Here is a 19,972-nt window from a genome sequence, read left to right on the forward strand (position 1 = left end):
TTACCCTGTTTTAAATAGGCAGACGTTTATTATAATACTGTGTATTACCCTTGGAAAATAACAGCCATTAATGAAAAAACTTTTTATTTACAGCAGTTTAATAGCAATTCTCGTTTTTTATTTTTATCACTTAAATTCAGGTGATGAGCCCAATGATGGTAATGAAAGCTCAGCTGTAATCGAAAATTCACCACAATCCAATGAAAGCGCTAAAGTTAAGGCAAAAAGTAAAATATCGTCGCCAAGTAATAATACGGCAGAGACCACCGAATCTGTCGAAGAACTTATGATTGAACAAGTAAAACTCATTAATATTGATGATTTAGAGATAAATAGCTTTAGGATTCTCGATCGAGTGTTAAAACAACTTGAATTACCCGAAAACGTTCGATCAATGATTAAAAATGGAGACTTGCTTGGAGCAGCCAGTATTTTATCCGCAGATCCAGGTAACCCTGATAATTTAATTGCACTCGAATTACTCGAAGTCAGTTGCGCTTCATTAAAGTATGATCAAACGTACTTAAAAAGAATTCAAGAGGAAAATCAGGGATTGCCCGAAGAGTTTAACGAAGAAGAGCAGCAATTTTTTCAAGAATACCAATTACGAAGAATTAACTATACCGATCGTACCCTGCAGACTTGCAATGATATGCGAGTGGCAACAGCATTAGACTTAGATGCGAGACGCGAAGAATTACTTAAACTCAACAAAAATCCTATGGCGCAACTGATAGGAAAAATGGGCAAAATTGATAAAGAAGAAGCGACTGAGTTGGTAAAGCAATATCATGACAAACATAATAATGAAAAATCACTTATGGGATTAAGCCAAGCTCTGTTGGCTAGTGACGATCCGAAAGATGTTCAACAAGGCGTCAATGCATTTTTGGAACTACAAAACCAAAATCCTCAGACCTATAAGTCCATGGCTTTCTGTTTAAAAAAAGGCTGCAAAGATTTACCTGATGACTTTAAGGATAAACTTAAAACACCGCAACATTGGTTCGCCAAAGCATCCGAGTTCGGAGATCCTTATTCAATACAAACGTTGCATCGAGAACTCGAAAAAACGGATAACTGGGAAGAATCCTGGTCGTGGGCACAATTTGATTTAGCGTTAAAAAAAATAGGATGCTACCAGAATGCCGAAACTTACATTCATAATTATGCGCAAGCAAAAAGGCAATTAAAGCGAGCTGAACGCAATCTCACACCTGAAGACATCGAAAGAGCTAGAATAAGAGCCGATGAGCTCTATCGTGCAAACTTAGAAAAGGCCAAATCTTGGCTTAACTGTTAAAGTAAAAACACTGTCTAATGACCCAGATACCAGATAACTTCATCAACCATCTTTTAAGTCAGTCACTCGATAAATCTGAAGTCGAAGCTTTTATTCATTCATGCAAAACACCGCTGAGAAAGTCTATTCGCGTTAACACCCAAAAGATATCTGTTGATAAGTTTTCACAATGGGCGTCATCCATTGGCTGGCAATTAAAATCAATTCCCTGGTGCCCAGAAGGATTTTGGGTTGACCTACCGAAAGAACTTGAAGACGTTTCTTTGGGTAATTATGTCGAGCACCTACAAGGTTTATATTATATTCAAGAAGCCAGCTCTATGTTACCACCGACAGCAATGCGATTAGCATTAAGTAACGCTAATTTTGTGTTAGATATGGCAGCAGCTCCTGGTTCAAAAACAACGCAAATTGCTAATTACATTGCTCCAGAGTGCACCTTGGTTGCCAATGAACTTGCATCCAGTCGACTTAAAGTATTGCACGCAAACATTCTACGTTGTGGCGTTGGTAATGCCTGCCTCACACATTATGATGCAGCTGTTTTTGGTGAAAAACTTCCCGAGAAATTTGACGCAATTTTACTGGATACTCCTTGTGGGGGAGAAGGAACTATTCGCAAAGATCCTGATGCTTTACAAAATTGGAGCTTGGATGCGCTAAAAACGCTGGCATCAGTCCAACAAAAATTGATCGTTAGTGCTTTTAATGCATTAGCCGAAGGTGGTGTTCTCGTTTATTCAACGTGCACATTGTCAAAAGAAGAAAATCAATTTATATGTAACTATCTCTTACAAGAGTTTCCAGAGCTTGTATCTATCGTTTCTCTTGAAACGCTATTTCCAGGCGCCCAAAGCTGCGTTACTCCTGAAGGATACTTACATGTGTTTCCACACATTTATGACAGTGAAGGCTTTTTCGTTGCTGCATTTCAAAAAAAGCGAGCGAACCAATCGAGTGCAACGTCTGAGAAACTTCCAAAAAATTGGCCCTATTCAAAACTGACTAAGAAAGTTTATCAACAAATTGAATCTTATTTCCAAAACCACTTCGGCTTTTCACTTCAAGGTTTAAAAGATGGACTTTGGATTCGAGAGAATGTTATTTGGTATTTTCCCGAAGGAGCGACAAAAATTATTAGTGCGCTTAAAGTGGAGCGAGCAGGTTTCAAAGTCGCCGAACTGCATAAAAACACCATTAAATCGTTGCATGATTTTGCTATCGTTTATGGTCATGAGTTCAGTAAACAATTGGTTGAGCTCAACTCCTGTCAGGCAAAAGACTACTCGCAAGGGAAAGATATTTCAGTACAACAATTACCTGATAAGGGCGAATGTTTGCTAACTTACCGGTCAATACCTCTCGGTTTCGGCAAAGTTGTTAATAATCGAATAAAAAACCGATTACCCAGACCGCTAGTAAGAGACAACGCATATACCTTAACTAGCTGATATATATAAGATTATCACCTACATTCACCCCAAAATTCTCGCTAATACAGCGCCTATGGAGACCGCAAAAACACTTCTCTTTGGCGCAAATGTTCTTCCGGTTAGCAACTTGAACTAAAAACACTATACTTTATCAAACTGATTGATTTTAAATCGAAATTTGATAACCGGTGAATGAATAAGTCTGGCTTTAATCTCATTACTGTATTTATATTTGTTGCCCTTATGGGAGCGACTTTGTCGTTTCTTATTTTCAGGCAAAGTGAGAAAGTAGACTCAAATAATAAAGAACTTCTCCAAATGCACGTGCCGTTGCTACAAAGTGTCTACGAATTAGGGCAATCATTTACGGAGCACGAGAGAATACTCTATGAATTTTACTCTGCTGAAAATTTACAAGATTACAGTCAAAACCTGAAAGCTAACTATTCCAAGTTTAACCAAAACCTAAACAACATTGAGAATCATGGTTTACCTGAAGAGACGATTATTAAAATAAGTCATGCTCATATTCAATTCAAGGATATCGCCGACAAACTGCGAATAACAATGTTAGAGCAACCCTACCCTCAGAAATATGATACTGCTCGAAGGTTATTAAAAAAAATGACCTCCATTGGCAATGAAGCTCGCTCTTTTCTTGTTGAGCTATCTAACGATATAAAACATCAAGTCGCAATTAGCCAGAAAAAGAGCTCACAAACATTAAATAACATGTCAACATTTGTACTTGGCTTCTCAGTTGTTATCGTATCTTTTATGCTCTTTGGAGGAGTACAAATTCGAACTCAGCTAAAAGAAGCAAAAGAAAAGAAACGACTGGCCCTATTTTTAGAGCAAAATCCCAATCCTGTAGCGAGTATATATCCTAATGGCGATATTGATTACAAAAACCCAGCCTGGAAAGAATTGGAACATAAAATAGACCATGCTATTTCATTTGCTGAGTTTGAGAAGATTATTTTTGAACTGGATAAAGAAAATAAGAACTATAAAACATGGCAAATGAACATAGATGAAAAATATTTTTTAGCTTCACTGCATAAACAAGATAATTTCTCTACATTTACCTTGTACCTTGAAGATATTACCCATCGAAGAAAAGCTGAAAAAGAACTCGCCTATCTCGCGTTTAATGATCCTTTAACTGAGTTACCTAATCGTAGAAAAATGGAAACCGACCTTGATGAGTGGGCAGCGGAATATCCTAATTATCCAATCGCAACGGTTGTTATTGGGATCGATCGTTTTAGCCAAGTAACAGCATCACACGGATTTAAAGTTGGCGACCAAATTATACTTTCAATAAGAGATCGTATATTTGAATGTGTTCATATACTTCCAGAAAACGCCCCCATATTTCGACTCTATCGATTTACTGGTGCAAAATTCGTGTTACTGATACAAGAGAGAAAACAAGACAGTAATATACGGGCATGGACGCAAAAAATTGTTGATGACATACAAAGCTCAATGCTTAAGTTCATTGCTAATACGCACGGTCATTTTTATCTTCATCTTACTTTTGGGGCCGCTTACTATCCACTTCATAGTGATAACATTTCGAAATTAGTCCCAAACGCAGACAATGCCTACACAATTGCTCGTCGTTCGGGTGGCAACCAATGTTTGGAGTTTGATATCTCAATGGCAGAGAAAGAACGTCAATGGCTTGATATGGAAGTTGATTTACGAGTCGCTCAAAACAAACATCAATTCTATCTGCTCTATCAGCCCAAAGTAGAAAGTACTACCGGAAAATTAAAAGGCGTTGAAGCTCTATTGCGTTGGGAACATCCAGATAAAGGTCTAATTTCTCCCGCAGAATTTATTCCAGTCGCGGAACAAAGTGGATTAATCATTGAAATCGGAGAATGGATAATCGATGAAGCTTGCCGCCAAACTCGTCAGTGGCTTGATCAAGGTATCTCAGATATTGTTTGCGCAGTAAATATATCGCCCTTACAATTTCTGCATCACAACTTTTTGCACACTTTAGAAACTGCACTCAGTAAAAATAATTTACCACCGCAAAATTTAGAACTCGAAATCACAGAAGGCGTGCTAATGCATGATGTCGATAATTCCATTGGCATTTTAAATCAATTGCACCAGCAAAATATCAAATTGTCTATCGATGACTTTGGTACAGGATATTCTTCACTTTCATATCTAAAGTCATTCTCTTTAGATAAATTGAAAATCGATAAATCTTTTGTTGATAACATTACATCAAACAACGCAGACCGCTCTATAATTCAGACGGTAATTCATTTAGCAAAGCATTTAGGACTCACCGTAATTGCCGAAGGTGTAGAAACCAAAGAGCAGCTCGATTATCTAATTGAGTATGGCTGCGATGAAATTCAAGGGTATTATTTTAGTAAGCCTCTTCCCGCAGAAAAAATCATCGACTTTTCACCGCTCCGACAGCAAGTTTCTTAAAACTAACTCGTTTATTAGTTTTTAGATGCTTCTACTCGCTCTTTTAGGTTTTTCAGCCCTTGTTCAAAATCTGGCCCCAACATATCTTCAATAAATAAAATAAAGTAACGTCCAACAATGTCATATCCAACGTCGCCAGAATCAGCCCAAGTAACTTTCGTTCCATTATCAACGCTAGAAATAACCATCGAACCCTTCGAGCTCATTTCAATATCCGGAAAATAGAGGTCATATTCAAGCGCCTTATTTTTTTCAATTGCTGTGAGCTTCATTTCTCCGTTTCCTTGGGTATCACTTTTCCAGACCGATTTATGTCCAATAGAAGCAGGCTCTCCCGAGTAAGTCAGTATCATATCTGGATCACGCTGAAACCAGACACCCCAGTGTTTCCATTGCTTAAAATTGGCTACATTAGAAAAAACTTCGGCCGGAGATGCTTCAATAACAATACTTCTTGATACGTTATAAGTCGAAGACAATGCCAAGCCAACAACAATAATACCTACAACCAGTGCAATTAGAGTAATGGTTAGAATTTTAAGCGCTTTCATAAAAGTCACCTTGTTATTTTGGTTTACGGTGAAAAGGATATATTAATTATTGGGTAAAGATAACGAATAAACTAAGCCTGCGTCAAAGCTTACTTTTCAACTCAACAATAGTAATTAGATTAGAATGAAGATATTTTTATAATATTTACTGAAAGAGAAAAAGATAGGCGTCAAAAAGTTATCTTATTAAAGTTAAGGTTTTAATCGAACGCGCAGGATTCCATTATTTACGATAATGGTTTCTGGCTCTATCGCCTCTAGCTTCCAACTATTAATGATTTTGTCGCCCTCTTGAGTCAACTCACCAGAAACAAAAATAAATCGCTGCTCCGAGTCTTCGGAGTACACATGTGCTCCAACTTTTATTTCATCAATCATCATAAGTTCAACACGAGTTAGTTGCTCGACGGTCTTGATAGGCAGGTTGGTATTAAGTTCAGAAGATACATCTCGAGGCTCGATAGATTTGGGACTAGGATGATTAGAAGAGTCTGAAGTTTTGGCTTCAGATTGTTCTGTACGAGCTGTTTTAGGCTGAGTTTTTCTTTCCTGTCTTTCAGGTTTGTAAGCTTCGAAGTACTCTCGCTCTTCAGATACAGATGAGCCTGTATCTGAGTGTTCTGAATTTATAGATTTGGAGCTTCCTTTTGGGCTTTCAGTTAATTCAGCAAACTCATTGCTATTTGCTTGAGATGAGTTATTCAACTCATCAGCATTTAGATTATTCGTTGCATTTTGTTCTATCGGATTATTAGATGACGGGACTTGTTCTGTTTGTGGCTGAATTATTCTATCAATATTTTGAGCTGAATTTTGATTACTTTCTGAAACAGAACGATTATCTATAAGTAAATACACTATGCTTCCCAACAAAATGACAATTATTGCTAATAAAACAATTAAAAGTCCATGCAGTTTACTAACTGAAGTTCCCTCGCTTTGTTGAGACTCATCAATCGGAGAGTCGATTAAAGATTCGATCTCACCAGACTCATCATCGCTTTGTTTTGCCTTATTCAGTGCGTTTAACAAAATGGACATCTTTTGTTGCCTTCGTTGCTATTTTAGTTTTGGAATATCTTTGGTTGTTGATGAGTTCAATTGAATCAATGTATTCATACCAGCGATACCATCGGCTTTTAGCCCATGACGAGTTTGAAAGTCGACGAGTAAGTCTTTCATTGTCTTATCAAAAACCTGACTGTTCTTAAGGCTTTCGTCACTAAATACAAATGCCATGCGCTGAGCTAACCACTTTACACCATCGCCTCTATCGCCAAAAGAGATCGGTTTTGAATATCCCGGAGGAGCTTGCCAAAGCATCAAATACTCGCGATTCCATAAAGATAATATCCAATCAAGTTTGACCCACCGCCGTCCAAGGCTCGACTCAATTTCTGCTTGATCGCTTTCAATCGCATGTAAGGTTAACCAACTTTGGTCTCCATCATTGTTTTCCAATAATAAATTCACGGGACGGTTAAGTTCTTTAAGCTCAAACCAGCTGGAAGATCCCGATTCACATTTCAATCGGTAATCAGCAACATAGCGACAAAAATCACCATCGCGTAAGCGATCGTAGGGTAACTGCCAACGATCGGCTAACTGAGCTTGTGAAACATAACCAAATTCATCAAATTTCGAGTCGCCAACTAATGATGCAAATAAAGCGTTACGATCACTTAAATTAAGTTGTTCTGCTGGCTCTTTTTCTGCTTCTGGCGCTTTATCTGACTTACTGTCCGAAGATATTTCACTGGCTAGTGTTTGTTTCGTTTCAATAACAGGCTTAGACTGCGCTTGTGGCTCAGTGGTTTTGGGAGGCTCACCACCTGAAATTTGACCAACCCAATAGCCTGCAGCTAAAACAATAAAAAAGCTCGCGCTCATCGCTAATTTAGAGCGAAACCATGGTGTTGCCGAGACAACATCACGGTCAGGCGGTAACGACTCGGCCGCAGCCACTTTGACATGTTTCTCGGCCACGGTGTTTTTTTCTTCGGCGAAAGCCGCCATCATTGCTCTATCGCAAATATTATTAATGAGCCTGGGAATACCGTCAGAATTGCGAAACGCCGACTTAATCGCTTGTTTACTAAACAAAGCTCTCTGAGTTCCAGCGATTCGGAGTCGATGATGAATGTATGATTGCGTTTCTTCCTCGTTTAACGGTCTAAGGTGATAGCGAGCGGTGACACGCTGCGAAAGCTGCCTAAGCTCCTGTTTCGCTAATAGTGACTGTAGCTCGGGTTGCCCCACCAAAATTATTTGCAATAGTTTGCGTTGATCCGTCTCGAGGTTAGTTAACAAGCGAATTTGTTCGAGTACTTCGGGAGCTAAATTTTGCGCTTCATCGATCATTAAGACGACGTTGATTTCGTCTTGGTAGCACTGCAGCAAAAATTGAGTCAAGTTATCCGTTAGCTGTTTTAGTGAATACTCACTTGCATCATAATCCACTCCCAGCTCATCACACAAAGTAGCCAGTAACTCCATCGCGTTGAGCATTGGATTAAGGATAAAGGCTAATCGAGTGTTTTCCGGCAGCTTTCTCAATACTTGTCGGCAAATGGTTGTTTTGCCCGTCCCAACTTCACCAGTCAGCAATACGAAGCCAGCGCCGTGCCGAATGCCATAAGCTAAGTGTGCCAAAGCCTCTTTGTGGCGCTGACTCATGAATAAGAATCGAGGGTCTGGAGCAATAGAAAAAGGACGCGCCTTTAACCCAAAGAATTTTTCGTACATTGATCCGTCCGTATTTATCTACGCGCCTATCTTATGCAAGCACAGCACAATTGAAAAGGGATTAGTTACAGACTTGATCAGATAATCAGCGATATCTAGCTGACGAAATGACATTCGTTGGGTAAACTTTCAATATATCATAATCTTATGGAGCCTTTATTATGGAAACAGAAAGACCTGATAGTGAAGAACCACACCAGTCTGGCTACGGACATATTGAGCAACCCCAACCTACCTATGATGAAAAGCAATTTGCCATGTTTTGTCATTTTGCAGCTTTTGCCGGTCTAATTATTCCATTCGGCTCAATTATAGGCCCTCTGGTGATGTGGCTTATGAAGAAACATGAATCAGCCTACATCGACTTTCATGGTCGAGAGGCGCTTAACTTTAACATCACAATGGCAATCGCATCTGTCATTTGTATCGTATTAATGTTTGTTTTTATAGGTATTGTTCTTTTTCCAGTTCTACTCATTTTCTGGCTTATTATGCTCATAATTGCCGGAGTAAAAGCGAATGATGGAATAATGTACCGCTACCCCATTAGTATTCGGTTGGTAAATTAAAGACCTTATGGATATTTATCTGGTCGGTGGCTCAGTTCGCGATGAATTACTCAATCGCCCTGTCGTTGATCGCGATTGGGTTGTTGTTGGAGCCACTCCCGAAGAGCTTAAAAAAGACGGCTATCAACAAGTCGGAAAAGATTTTCCCGTTTTTTTGCATCCAGAAACCAAAGACGAATACGCACTTGCTCGCACAGAACGAAAAACAGGCCAGGGCTATCACGGCTTTGATTGTTATTTCGCGCCAGACGTCACTCTTGAACAAGATCTCGAGCGCCGCGATCTTACAATAAATGCGATTGCTAAAGCCGAAGACGGTACTTTGATTGACCCGTTCAATGGGCAAAAAGACATTGAAGATAAAGTACTACGCCATGTATCCGACGCATTTGTCGAAGATCCACTAAGAGTTTTACGTGTTGCGAGATTCGCAGCGCGTTACGCCTCCTTGGGATTTACCATTGCCGATGAAACACTTAAATTAATGCAGCAACTTGCTCAATCGGGAGAACTCAATACTTTAACTCCTGAACGAGTTTGGAAAGAAACGGAAAAAGCGTTATTAGAAAAGTCACCCGCTGTCTACTTTGAGGTTTTACACGACACGCATGCACTTTCTTGTTTTTTCCCCGAACTCGATCGCTTATGGGGAATACCAAATCCAGAAAAGTGGCATCCAGAAATCGATACAGGGATCCACACCATGATGGTACTTGATCAAGCAGCTCTTCTGTCTGACTCCATCGATGTTCGGTTCGCAGCCTTGTGTCATGACTTAGGCAAAGGATTAACACCAGCAGAAGAATGGCCAAGTCATAAAGGCCATGAAAAAGCCGGTATCGATGTCATTAAAAGTCTTTGCGAGCGATTACGAGTTCCTAAAAAACTCAATCAATTAGCATGCCTTACATCTGAGTATCATCTGCACAGTCACAAAGCTTTTGAGCTGTCCCCCAAAACAATTATTAAGTTTTTCGAAAAAGCGGGAGCTTACACCCACAGTGATCGATTCGAACATTTGTTACTTGCCTGTGAAGCGGATTTTAAAGGCCGCACAGGCTTTGAGTCTCGAGACTATCCGCAAAAAACCTTTTTAAGCGATCTTAGGGAAGCCACACAAGATATCGATACAAAAGCAATTATTGAGAGAGGATTTAAAGGAAAGCAAGTGGGTGAACGAATCCACCAGGAACGCGTCCAGAAAGCAAAGCACTTTATTAAAAACTCGAAGCATGAAAATTAAATGAGCTTCTTTACACTTATTTATAAATAAGTTAATTAAAAAACAGCACGTATACCTCATGTCGGATAACAAGAACAGAAAAGTTTTTCAAATACTTGAATTTATCGGTTTGTCGATATTCGCGATAGCCTTTTTTGTTAATATCCCTTTTAAACCAGTCACTGAATTTCTCGGAGAGGACATTACCTCATTTATAAAACAAAACTCACCTTTTGTGTTCATTTTTGGAATTGTCCTTGCTGGAATTTCAAAGCATCTTAAAAATAAAAAAAAATTATCAAGCAAACAAATAACTCGTGATATAGATGGAGAAAAGGATCTCTTTGATAAAATAGAATCCGATGATATTAAATTAACAGCCAGAACTCTGGACTGGACACCCATAAAATCGGGTGGTACCAACTTCGGCACACATCGCCTCGTTCAAACAACACCTCGTAGACTTGAGTTTAAAATATCCATTGGCGGTACTTTGTTTTGCTCACTTTTCTCACTCATTGGTGCCGCGGTTGGTATTATGTTCTATATGGAATCAAAAGAGATTATCCCTACTTTAATAGGTAGCGTTTTCTTTGTATCAGGAATTGTCATGTATTACTTTATGTCAATACCTCGAGTTTTCGATAAAGGAGCAAATGCTTATTGGAAAGGAAGGCAACAGTTTCACTCTTTCTCCGGTTTAAAAGCTCAAAAAGAAAGCGTGGCACTATCTGATATTGCTGGCATTCAAGTTCTTAGCGAATACATTCGCGGCGATAAATCATCCTATTACAGCTACGAACTCAATTTGATTTTAGTGGATGGCAATCGCTTAAATGTTATCGATCATGGAAACCGAGAAAAAATAAGAAAGAATGCAGAAACTTTGGCGAGCTTTCTCAATGTACCTCTTTTTGAAGCCGGTTAATTTTAGAACTTATTGAGACTTTGTCGGTCATACCATGGCCACACTCTTGATTAAACTTTGATAAGTGACTTTAACGAATTCATTCCACAAGCATAATGTTCTATGGCTAGCGACTACTTGCTCGCTTGTGCTGCATGGATTACTATTAATTTTCCTCTGGAATCAAAAACTTACTCCTAAATTAACAATACAAAGTGATAATCAAATTCATATTCAATTAACCCGTCATAAAACTGAGCATCAACCCAAAAGTTCACTGAACGAAACACAATCAAAAGAAGTACCCAAAAACACTCAAACTGTCGCTCCGAAAAAAACAGACTTTGTCGTCCCCTCAACTGAGCAAAAAGCTGAGCCAGATACTCAGCCGACAAGAACTCAAAAGCCCATCAACTCGACTCTAACATCCAGTCCTAAAGAGGTACCCACAGATAACAACGGCGTTATTTCTGTATCAAAAGCACAAAGTACCACTATTGGTTTGGATATCTATAGCAACTTAAAAGCACATGCGAATCAACATATAGAAAATCATCCTTTAACCATCAATGAACCGTCGATAAACTCAAACGATAGAATAGACACCAGCAATATTTTCGATTCAGAACTAGTCGATAAAATTCGGCGACGTGAAGATGAAAAGAGAAATAACGAGCTATTAGAACACATACGCTCCGAAATTGACTCACACCGATATCGAGAGTTTCAATCTATCGGCGGTCAGCAAATGGTGCGCATTGATGGAAATTGCTACTCAGTCCCCGAAGATGATCCACTGGATGAATTTGATAACCCAATCATGATGGGCGCCGGTGCTTGTAGCAAAAAAAAATCTATCGAATTTAAAAGTTATGCCCCTCACATTATAAAAAAGCGGGCCCAACAAGTTAAGCGTTAATGACTTTCACGAATAATTTTTAGATAAAAATCTTTAATCATCGAAGTCGCTTCATTTGGCTCTATCGAACGCTCCTTTGCAAACTTTTTGGCAATATCTTTAATGGATTTCTTACCATCAACTTTTGAAGCAATATCTAAATACAACTGATGACTAAAAGCAAAGGACTGAAAAGTTCGGTTATTTGGAACTGGCTTCTCGATATCAATAAGCCAGTCTGGTAAATTTTCGAGCTCCTTCTTTAGCTGAACTTCTTTTACTTTAACCGCTCGCCAGCTCCATACCGTTTCCATACGATAGCCCGCGTTATACGGCGATTTTAAATAGGGAATTGTATTCTGTTTAATATCCTCGATCTCAAACCCAGCTTTAAGAGCTACGTCTTTAATTTCGTCGATGGAGTAACACAAAGCATCTCGATTTTGGTTGAACACTAAGCTACCAAAGTTAATCCATTGACCGCCCCGAGGTAAATAATGATTAACCGCTGCTAAAAACTGGCTCAATTCAAAGGGTTGAATATCAATAAGCCAAGGCGTGACTACAGTATCCATAGAAGCCGCTTTTATTGCTGGCTTAGTCGCATCACTAAATAACAAAGAAAAATTATCTGGCGTGTCTTTAATACTTTCAATTTCGTGAGTAACTACCACAGAATCAATGGCTTTAGGATGGAGAGGAAATTCCTCAATAGTAAGGCCATCGCCCCAAAGAATCTCCTTCGCCGCAAAAAGAAGTAGTGGATTAATGTCATTTGCGAGAGTTAATTTAGGCGTCAATGAACAGTGAAGATCATAAGCTAAACGACATGAACCAGCTCCCAGTACCAGTATGTTGTTGATTGATTGTTCGTCGATAACCTTTTTAATGATATCTAAAGATTCATTATTTTCCTCACCACCCCAAACCCAATCGCGATATAAATTGGCTTCATAACTTAATAAATTCTGAGTATGAGGAGCACGATCACTGAGCGCATCATATATCGGTTTGCTGGCCACTTTTGCCTTTAAAATTGGCGCTACCAATTGCGTTACCTGCTGTTGAAAACGTACTTTCCCTTCACACAGTAACGTCAACCGCCTCGCCGTTTCTCCGCTCGACTTTTTAATTTCATTTACCAACACTCGAATTTCGTCAGTCAGCACTTGATTAAAGTGATTAAGTTTAATGGTCCAGTCAACCATTGAATGAAGCGGATTTTTTAACAGCCAGGGAACATCATTAATTATTGGATAGTGGACAGAATCTTTTTCGGATACGAGTTGCCCCTCAGACAAAGATAGAGGGCTATTTGTTTTGGGACAATTCAGTACTGCCAGCTCAGCTTCTGTAATTTGCATAACCATTGATTAATAAGAAAAAGATACCTGTAACTTTAGCAAACCCATTCAAATAAAACAGTAATGAGTTCAAACTCTCACAGTTCCAAGCCAATGGAGACTTTAAATCTCAGTTCTTAAGACTAAATAGAATCGAACTAGATTCGTAGCGATTCAAGTACAAAACGTCAGGACAAAAAGCCAAAGCTTAAAATAATTTCACTTGAACTGATTTAATTCTTAAAGGATCAAGCCCAAATAATTAAACCGATCAAGGCTAATCCTAGCGCCAAGCGATACCACACAAAAGGCATCATGCCAATTTTATCGATGAGCTTTAAGAAGAAGTGAATACAGGTAAATGCACTTACTGCGGCTATAGCAAATCCAGCAGCAAGCTCTCCCCACATAACAGGCTCTGGCTGTTGAGCGAGCTTAAGAGTAGTTAGGCCTCCTGAAAGCACAATGACCGGTATCGATAATAAAAATGAAAATCGGGCGGCAGCCGTTCGAGTTAAACCTAACCATAATCCGGCCATAATAGTCGCCCCACTGCGACTGGTCCCTGGAATCAGCGCTAAGGCCTGTGCGCAACCCACGATAAGAATATCTTTCCAGGTTATATCGTATTCGTCTCGCTTATGCTTTACATTTTTTTCTACCCACCAAAGTAACAACGCGAAAACAATGGTCGTTGTTGCGATGACAGATACCGATCTTAAATAGTTATCGACCACATCTAACAAACTGAATATTAATCCCAAAATACCAACCGGCACAGTACCCCAAATGACAGCCCAAGCAAGCTTGGCATCTTTTTCCATATTTTGCGAAAACCCCGTCCGAAAAAATGACGCTGTCATACGGATTAATTCTTCACGAAAATAAATGACAACCGCCGTTAAGGTTCCCATGTGTAACGCAATATCAAAAGCAAGCCCTTGATCAGACCAGCCTAAAATTTGCGAAGGAAGTATTAAGTGGGCAGAACTAGAAACCGGTAAAAATTCCGTCAATCCCTGAATTAATGCAAGAAAAATTATTTCAATCCAATCCATTTTACCAGCTCATTTTTCAATCAATATTAATTAACGAACAAATCCGTAGTACAACCCATAAAGAATCGCTTGTGAAAAAATTATAACCCAAAAGTAAACACCAAACGCCATGATACGAGCAGGCGCGGTATCCAATTCTTTATTTTTCCAAATCAATCCTACTGAAAGACAAATAGCGATGGTTAGAGCGATTAAGCCATGAGTTTTCCAGTCGAGTGGCTCTGCGGCATTCATTGAAGATGGAACAATCCACAACAATGAGACAACAAAAAACGCCTTTAACCAATGCATCTATAACCTCGAATTCCGTTGTTTGGACATTAGCGGAGCGGCATTTTGGCCGATGTTTCGCTCAAAAGCAATCGCCTTTACCACCTCTCCCATTTGTCCAGGCATCATAAGCTGTTGAATAGCTTGCGAATGCTTTATTCTTTCAGCTGTGTTTTCCGACTGCTCGACTTGGCTCAAAATACCTGAAGATAGTATGAAATCAGTTTGAGAACAAAATGAAACCAGATTGAGAGAAGCAGCTTCTGCGGAATGACACAACTCAGAAAAATTAACGTGAGTCGTAATATCTTGTAAGCCGGTTAAATACCAATAACGGTCATGATGCCGATGCCGATAAAAACACTGTAAACTGCCAAGGGCACGGTTTGGGTTAAAGAAATCACTGGCCACATAACCGTAGTCGATAAACAACAACATACCTTTCGACAAACTGTTAGCGACAGATTTAAGCCATCCGCTGCGCCACGGAGCAGCCTCATAAATGACATTATCTTCCCAAGCCACTTTACTCCGGTGTAAAGATAACCAATCCGATAATTCAGTTGAAAGTTGAGAAGTCCACTGCCGCTCGAACTGCCCCATATCATTTAAGGCAACGGCTTCCTCTTGAAATACCCCCTCAGCAAAACGAAAACGATGAGCCGGAATTGCATCGAGTAATTCATTTGCCAAAATAACCCCTTCGAGCTCGACCTCAGGAAAACCCTTTCGCCAACTTATCTTACTTAAAACCTCATCAGACAGGGCAAATGGCTGACTGCGCAATGTTTCTACCTGCATTTCTTTTAGAGCTGGCGATACATCAATAATTTGATACTCGCAAATATCGTCGCTATACATTTGCAAAAGTTGCGCTGCCAGCTTGCCACTGCCTGCGCCAAACTCAATCAGCTTCCCTCCAGTTGCTTTTAAAGCGGGTTGCAGATGTTTTCCCACCGCCTTTGCAAAGATCTCAGATATTTCAGGAGCGGTTACAAAGTCACCCTTGGCCCCGAGGAGATCCTTACCAGTGGTGTAATAACCCGAGTGAACATTATAGAGCGCCCCTTGCACGAAATCAGAAAATGCGACTAAACCATCGCTTGATGCCTTAATTTTTTCTGCAAGGTACAAATAATTTTGAAAACTAAACTCTATTTCTTCATCATCAGGCATCGGTAAGTCGAGCTCTTTTACCTGATTTGCAATCAAGGCATGATATTGCGATTGATTCAACATAAGAGCCCCCACCAACTGAGCGAGTTACAAAAACTCGCCACCATCAATTGTTAGTATCTCACCAGTAACAAAAGTTTGTGAGATTAAATAATCTACCGCCCGTTTTAATTGCTCTACACTACCTGTCTTTTTAAGGGGTATTGAATCTGCCAATCGATTCAAATGATCTTTTCCTTTGCCTGGAGGAGGAAGAATAGCACCAGGGGCAATACCATTGACTCGAATTTTAGGAGACAATGTTTTTGCTAAATCCAGAGTCATATGTTTAAGAAGCTGTTTCGACCATCGATAAACAAGTCGCTCTACTTGAACGTGATTTAATCGGGCATCGAGCAAATTGATAATCTGATAATCTTGTTCTGCTTTCGCCTGCTGAGCAAACTGCTGACATAAAGCAAGTGGTGCAAAACTATTAATCGCCAAGATACTTTCCCAATTTTCATAAATGTTATCCCAATCATCAGTCTCAGGAAAAACGGAAGCTGAATTAATAAGTAGGTCGACAGGTTTAAAATCATCGGGAATATTTTCAAACACATTAACGACCTGATCCTGTAATGAGAGATCGCACTGCATAAGGTGATGATTAATGTTTGAGCTTTTTAAATGCTTTGAAAACTCTAATGCTTCTTGCTGCGAAGAGTTATAAAGAATGATTAATTGATATTGATGAACGACACAAGCCTCAGCTAATGCTCGGCCGATTCGAATTGCTCCGCCGGTAATCATCGCCGTCTTTTTCATGACTTGTATGAACTCATTTCAATAGGGTCCGGTATATGAAACAGTTTTTGAGAGGAATCACTAAACCTCGACCATAATTCCTTCACGCTTTTTAGAGCAACAGGGTGTATCCAATCAGGTGCAATGTCGTTTAATGGCTGAAGAACAAAAGCATGGTGCAATATCTCTTCTCGAGGCAACCTTATCGGTAAATCACATACCTCATAGCCGTAGTTTAAAAGGTCGATATCTAATGTACGGTCACTGAATTTTGGGGAAGAGTGATCGCGACCACCCAGCTTCTCTATTTGCTTGAAATACTGGTTAATCGTTTCTATCGACTCGCCAGAATCAAACCCTACCACCAAATTAAAAAAATCTTCTCCTGAAAATCCGACAGCCTGACTTTGGTACACAGGAGAAATTGTTAATTTACCAAAAGTCTCATACAAACAATCCATGGCTAATTTTAGATTCGTTTCGCGAGCTTGATTGGTGCCAATACTGGCAAAAATTTGCGGCATTTTTACTTGCTCCGCTCAATCTTTACGCCCACGGCTTTCGAACCTCTAACTGCACCTGGTTTACTTAACTTCAAGCTTAGCCAGCGAACATCAAATTCTGTTAATATAATTTCAGCGACACGTTCAGCCATGGTTTCAACCAACTGAAAATCACTTTGCTCAACAAAACTAATTACTCGCTTCGCGACGGCTTTGTAATCCAACGCTTCGTCAATAGTATCAGTTGTAGCGGCTGGCTTTATGTCAGTACCCATCTCAATGTTAAATACAACTTTTTGTCGTATTTTCCGCTCCCAATCGTAAATACCTATCACCGTCTCTACGGCAAGATCTTCTATAAATACAATATCCATTGGTTGCCTTATCGTTAATTGTTGACTTGCTTTCTGTTCAACGCAATGTAATGCTAGCGGCATTATACAATCATTTAACTCAAATTCATGGATGCGCTGGCTTTTTCTTTGATTATTGCAGCCTATTTACTGGGTTCAGTCTCCAGCGCCATCCTTATCTGCCAACTTTTTGGCTTTGGAGATCCTAGAGATTCCGGTTCAGGAAATCCAGGTGCCACCAATGTATTGCGTATTGGCGGCAAAAAAGCAGCCTTTCTCACCCTGCTTGGCGATAGCTTAAAAGGGGCAGCCCCGGTAGCCGCGACAGTCATTCTTGAGCAACCGATTTACGTCGTTGGTTTAGTCGGACTTGCAGCTTTTATTGGTCACTTGTTTCCCGTTTTTTTTCGATTTCAAGGCGGAAAAGGTGTCGCTACTTTTTTCGGTGTCATCATGGTTATGAACTGGCAACTCGGAATGTATTCTGCACTTTGCTGGTTCATTTGCGCCTGGGCGTTTCGAATATCTTCCCTATCAGCGCTCATTACCGCATTGACGGTTCCATTCTACGCTTGGTATTTTTTTCCTAAACAATTTATTTTTTTGTTATTAATGTGTGTATTGCTGGTATTTCGACATCATCAAAATATTCGAAATATGGTTTCAGGCTCCGAATCAAAACTGGGAACCAGTAGCTAAACACTCCTTAAACTGGATCGATCACTGACAATAAAAACTATGCGAATTATCCTACTTTTTATCATTATCGCCGTGAGTCCACTTGCGACTTCTAAAGTTTCTCCTCAAGCGAAAAAAGCATCAGAGTATGCAGCAAAAGAGTATCTTCTTGCCGCAGAAAATGCGCTAGCCGAAATGATTAGTTTCAAAACCGTTGCCGACCCTGCAGTGCCTTATTTGCAAGATAAAAACTTTATAAACTTTCGCAAGTGGTTAAAAACAAAAGCACAGTCTCTCGGATTGGAAACCGAAGACCATGGCTATGTTGTTACGATATCTCTTGGCCAAGGTGAAAAAGTTTTAGGACTAATTACTCACGGCGATGTTCAACCAGCAAATCCAGCCAAATGGAAAAAAAATCCATTCAGTCTTGACCGAGAATCAGCACCCGACAAATTAATTGGTCGTGGTACAGAAGATGATAAAGGACCTATCGCTGCAGCATTGTATGCAATGAAAGCGATTAAAGATAAAGGCTATCCACTAAAAGGCAAAGTAGAATTACTCATTTATATGGCTGAAGAATCTGACTGGGAGCCATTAAAAGAATTTTTAAAAACCTATGAACCTGCACCGGTTAATATCGCCTTTGACTCCGATTACCCTGTTGTTATAGCGGAAAAAGCCTGGAGCCATATAAACGTTGCTTTTCCAACATTTTCTAAAAGTGAGAAGACAAACGGTCCGGCTGTTTTAAGCTTTAAGGGAGGTGCTTTTCGAAGTCAGATTCCAGAAGATGCGATTGCAGAAGTCACAGGTATAACATCAACTCAATTGGCTGATATTCGATATCAACTGCGACAATATCCCATTCAATTTGAAACCACCGCGATTGACGACAGCATTATCATATCGGTGAAAGGAAAGGCAGCGCATTCGTCCACTCCACAACATGGAATAAATGCGGTTAATATTCTAGCCGAATCACTTAAAGTGGTTAATTGGGCAGACTCAGCACCTGCGTTTGCTATTAAATACCTAAATGAACTTGTTGGCGTTGGAATTGAAGGCAAAAAATTTGGTAACCTAGCTTATACACATACTTTCATGGGTCCAATGACTCTCTCTCCAACTCAAGTTAAATTTAATGATAAAAATGAATTGGAAGTCTTTATTAATGTTCGGCGCCCTTTCGGTAAAACGAAAGATCAAGTGACACGAGACATTCAAAAAGCATTAGATAAATGGAAAGAAAAATCACAAATCCCTCTCATTATTAAAGACATATATGTCGGCGATCCATTATGGGTTAAAGACGCTCCTCACACCGAAACATTATTGAATGTTTACTCTTATTTTACAAAAACTCAAAATCCCAAGCCGGCTGCAATTGGAGGCTCAACCAACGCAAAACTCTTTCCAAATGCAGTTAGTTTTGGCCCTTCATTACCAGATGCAGAATACACAGGACACTCAGAGTATGAGTTCATGACCAGAAAAACCTTCGAGTTGACGCTCAAAATGTATACAGCTGTAATATTAGAGCTTACTTCACAATAAATGATAATTAACTTTTTGTATTTACTGAGATTTTAATAGCAGAAATTAGAATTAAAAACTAAATTATGCAACGAAGTTGAAACATTCTATTAATTCAATAGAAAAGTGCTTGTCTACCTAAATCAAAATAACTAGACTGAAAAAGTAGTGTTGG

The 19,972-nt window shown here is 39.5% G+C and carries 19 protein-coding genes; 9 read left to right on the forward strand and 10 right to left on the reverse strand.

What is annotated here, in order from left to right; all coding sequences use genetic code 11:
- Positions 1-70 precede the first annotated feature (70 nt).
- From FAX86_RS04030 to FAX86_RS04040, 3 genes are all read left to right on the forward strand, one after another.
- Complete coding sequence (locus tag FAX86_RS04030) at positions 71-1,303, forward strand: hypothetical protein (protein ID WP_144392043.1); 1,233 nt, start codon at positions 71-73, stop codon at positions 1,301-1,303.
- Positions 1,304-1,320: 17 nt separating this feature from the next.
- The gene (gene rsmF / locus FAX86_RS04035) at positions 1,321-2,754 is read left to right on the forward strand and encodes a 16S rRNA (cytosine(1407)-C(5))-methyltransferase RsmF (protein ID WP_144392044.1); all 1,434 of its coding nucleotides are present in this window, start codon (positions 1,321-1,323) and stop codon (positions 2,752-2,754) included.
- Between the two features lie 174 nt (positions 2,755-2,928).
- Entirely contained in the window at positions 2,929-5,199 is a 2,271-nt protein-coding gene (locus FAX86_RS04040) for a sensor domain-containing protein (protein ID WP_144392045.1), read from the forward strand.
- A 14-nt stretch (positions 5,200-5,213) separates the two neighbouring features.
- Here FAX86_RS04040 and FAX86_RS04045 read toward each other — a convergent pair whose 3' ends face one another.
- The 3 genes from FAX86_RS04045 to FAX86_RS04055 form a co-directional block, all read right to left on the reverse strand.
- The gene (locus tag FAX86_RS04045) at positions 5,214-5,750 is read right to left on the reverse strand and encodes an SRPBCC family protein (RefSeq protein ID WP_144392046.1); all 537 of its coding nucleotides are present in this window, start codon (positions 5,748-5,750) and stop codon (positions 5,214-5,216) included.
- Between the two features lie 192 nt (positions 5,751-5,942).
- Entirely contained in the window at positions 5,943-6,791 is an 849-nt protein-coding gene (locus FAX86_RS04050; RefSeq protein WP_144392047.1) for a general secretion pathway protein GspB, read from the reverse strand.
- An 18-nt stretch (positions 6,792-6,809) separates the two neighbouring features.
- Positions 6,810-8,495, reverse strand: coding sequence for an ExeA family protein (locus tag FAX86_RS04055; protein WP_144392048.1), 1,686 nt, complete (start codon positions 8,493-8,495; stop codon positions 6,810-6,812).
- A 161-nt stretch (positions 8,496-8,656) separates the two neighbouring features.
- On the opposite strand from FAX86_RS04055, the gene FAX86_RS04060 reads away from it, so the two are divergent.
- From FAX86_RS04060 to FAX86_RS04075, 4 genes are all read left to right on the forward strand, one after another.
- Complete coding sequence (locus FAX86_RS04060; protein WP_144392049.1) at positions 8,657-9,064, forward strand: DUF4870 domain-containing protein; 408 nt, start codon at positions 8,657-8,659, stop codon at positions 9,062-9,064.
- Positions 9,065-9,071: 7 nt separating this feature from the next.
- On the forward strand, positions 9,072-10,307 hold the full coding sequence (locus FAX86_RS04065) for a multifunctional CCA addition/repair protein (RefSeq protein ID WP_144392050.1): 1,236 nt from the start codon (positions 9,072-9,074) through the stop codon (positions 10,305-10,307).
- 58 nt (positions 10,308-10,365) lie between these two features.
- Positions 10,366-11,214 carry a hypothetical protein gene (locus tag FAX86_RS04070; protein ID WP_144392051.1) on the forward strand — a complete coding sequence of 283 codons (849 nt, stop codon included), beginning with the start codon at positions 10,366-10,368 and terminating at the stop codon, positions 11,212-11,214.
- 64 nt (positions 11,215-11,278) lie between these two features.
- Positions 11,279-12,112: a hypothetical protein gene (locus FAX86_RS04075; protein WP_144392052.1), complete on the forward strand. Its 834-nt coding sequence runs from the start codon at positions 11,279-11,281 to the stop codon at positions 12,110-12,112.
- Here the strand turns inward: FAX86_RS04075 and FAX86_RS04080 are convergent.
- The 7 genes from FAX86_RS04080 to folB all read right to left on the reverse strand — a co-directional run bounded on the left by FAX86_RS04080 (position 12,109) and on the right by folB (position 17,601).
- Positions 12,109-13,455 (reverse strand): hypothetical protein, encoded by a 1,347-nt coding sequence (locus tag FAX86_RS04080; RefSeq protein WP_164503449.1) that lies wholly within the window; start codon positions 13,453-13,455, stop codon positions 12,109-12,111. The two genes, FAX86_RS04075 and FAX86_RS04080, sit on opposite strands and share 4 nt — an antisense overlap.
- Positions 13,456-13,682: 227 nt before the next feature.
- Positions 13,683-14,492, reverse strand: coding sequence for an undecaprenyl-diphosphate phosphatase (locus FAX86_RS04085; RefSeq protein ID WP_144392054.1), 810 nt, complete (start codon positions 14,490-14,492; stop codon positions 13,683-13,685).
- A gap of 30 nt (positions 14,493-14,522) precedes the next feature.
- Positions 14,523-14,783: a hypothetical protein gene (locus FAX86_RS04090; RefSeq protein WP_144392055.1), complete on the reverse strand. Its 261-nt coding sequence runs from the start codon at positions 14,781-14,783 to the stop codon at positions 14,523-14,525.
- The gene (locus FAX86_RS04095) at positions 14,784-16,001 is read right to left on the reverse strand and encodes a class I SAM-dependent methyltransferase (protein WP_144392056.1); all 1,218 of its coding nucleotides are present in this window, start codon (positions 15,999-16,001) and stop codon (positions 14,784-14,786) included.
- 24 nt (positions 16,002-16,025) lie between these two features.
- Entirely contained in the window at positions 16,026-16,745 is a 720-nt protein-coding gene (locus tag FAX86_RS04100; RefSeq protein ID WP_144392057.1) for an SDR family oxidoreductase, read from the reverse strand.
- Positions 16,742-17,248, reverse strand: coding sequence for a 2-amino-4-hydroxy-6-hydroxymethyldihydropteridine diphosphokinase (gene folK, locus FAX86_RS04105; protein ID WP_144392058.1), 507 nt, complete (start codon positions 17,246-17,248; stop codon positions 16,742-16,744). Before folK ends, FAX86_RS04100 begins: the two co-directional genes overlap by 4 nt.
- Before the next feature lie 2 nt (positions 17,249-17,250).
- On the reverse strand, positions 17,251-17,601 hold the full coding sequence (folB, locus tag FAX86_RS04110; protein WP_144393189.1) for a dihydroneopterin aldolase: 351 nt from the start codon (positions 17,599-17,601) through the stop codon (positions 17,251-17,253).
- Positions 17,602-17,688: 87 nt separating this feature from the next.
- Here folB and plsY point away from each other — a divergent pair, with 87 nt between their 5' ends.
- Positions 17,689-18,279: a glycerol-3-phosphate 1-O-acyltransferase PlsY gene (gene plsY / locus FAX86_RS04115; RefSeq protein ID WP_144392059.1), complete on the forward strand. Its 591-nt coding sequence runs from the start codon at positions 17,689-17,691 to the stop codon at positions 18,277-18,279.
- Positions 18,280-18,318: 39 nt separating this feature from the next.
- A complete protein-coding gene (locus FAX86_RS04120) occupies positions 18,319-19,818 on the forward strand; it encodes a dipeptidase (protein ID WP_144392060.1) in 1,500 nt (499 codons plus the stop codon).
- Positions 19,819-19,972: the final 154 nt, after the last annotated feature.

Origin of the sequence: Pleionea sediminis (assembly GCF_007570825.1) — a bacterium.
GTDB classification, from domain to species: Bacteria; Pseudomonadota; Gammaproteobacteria; order Enterobacterales; family Kangiellaceae; genus Pleionea; species Pleionea sediminis.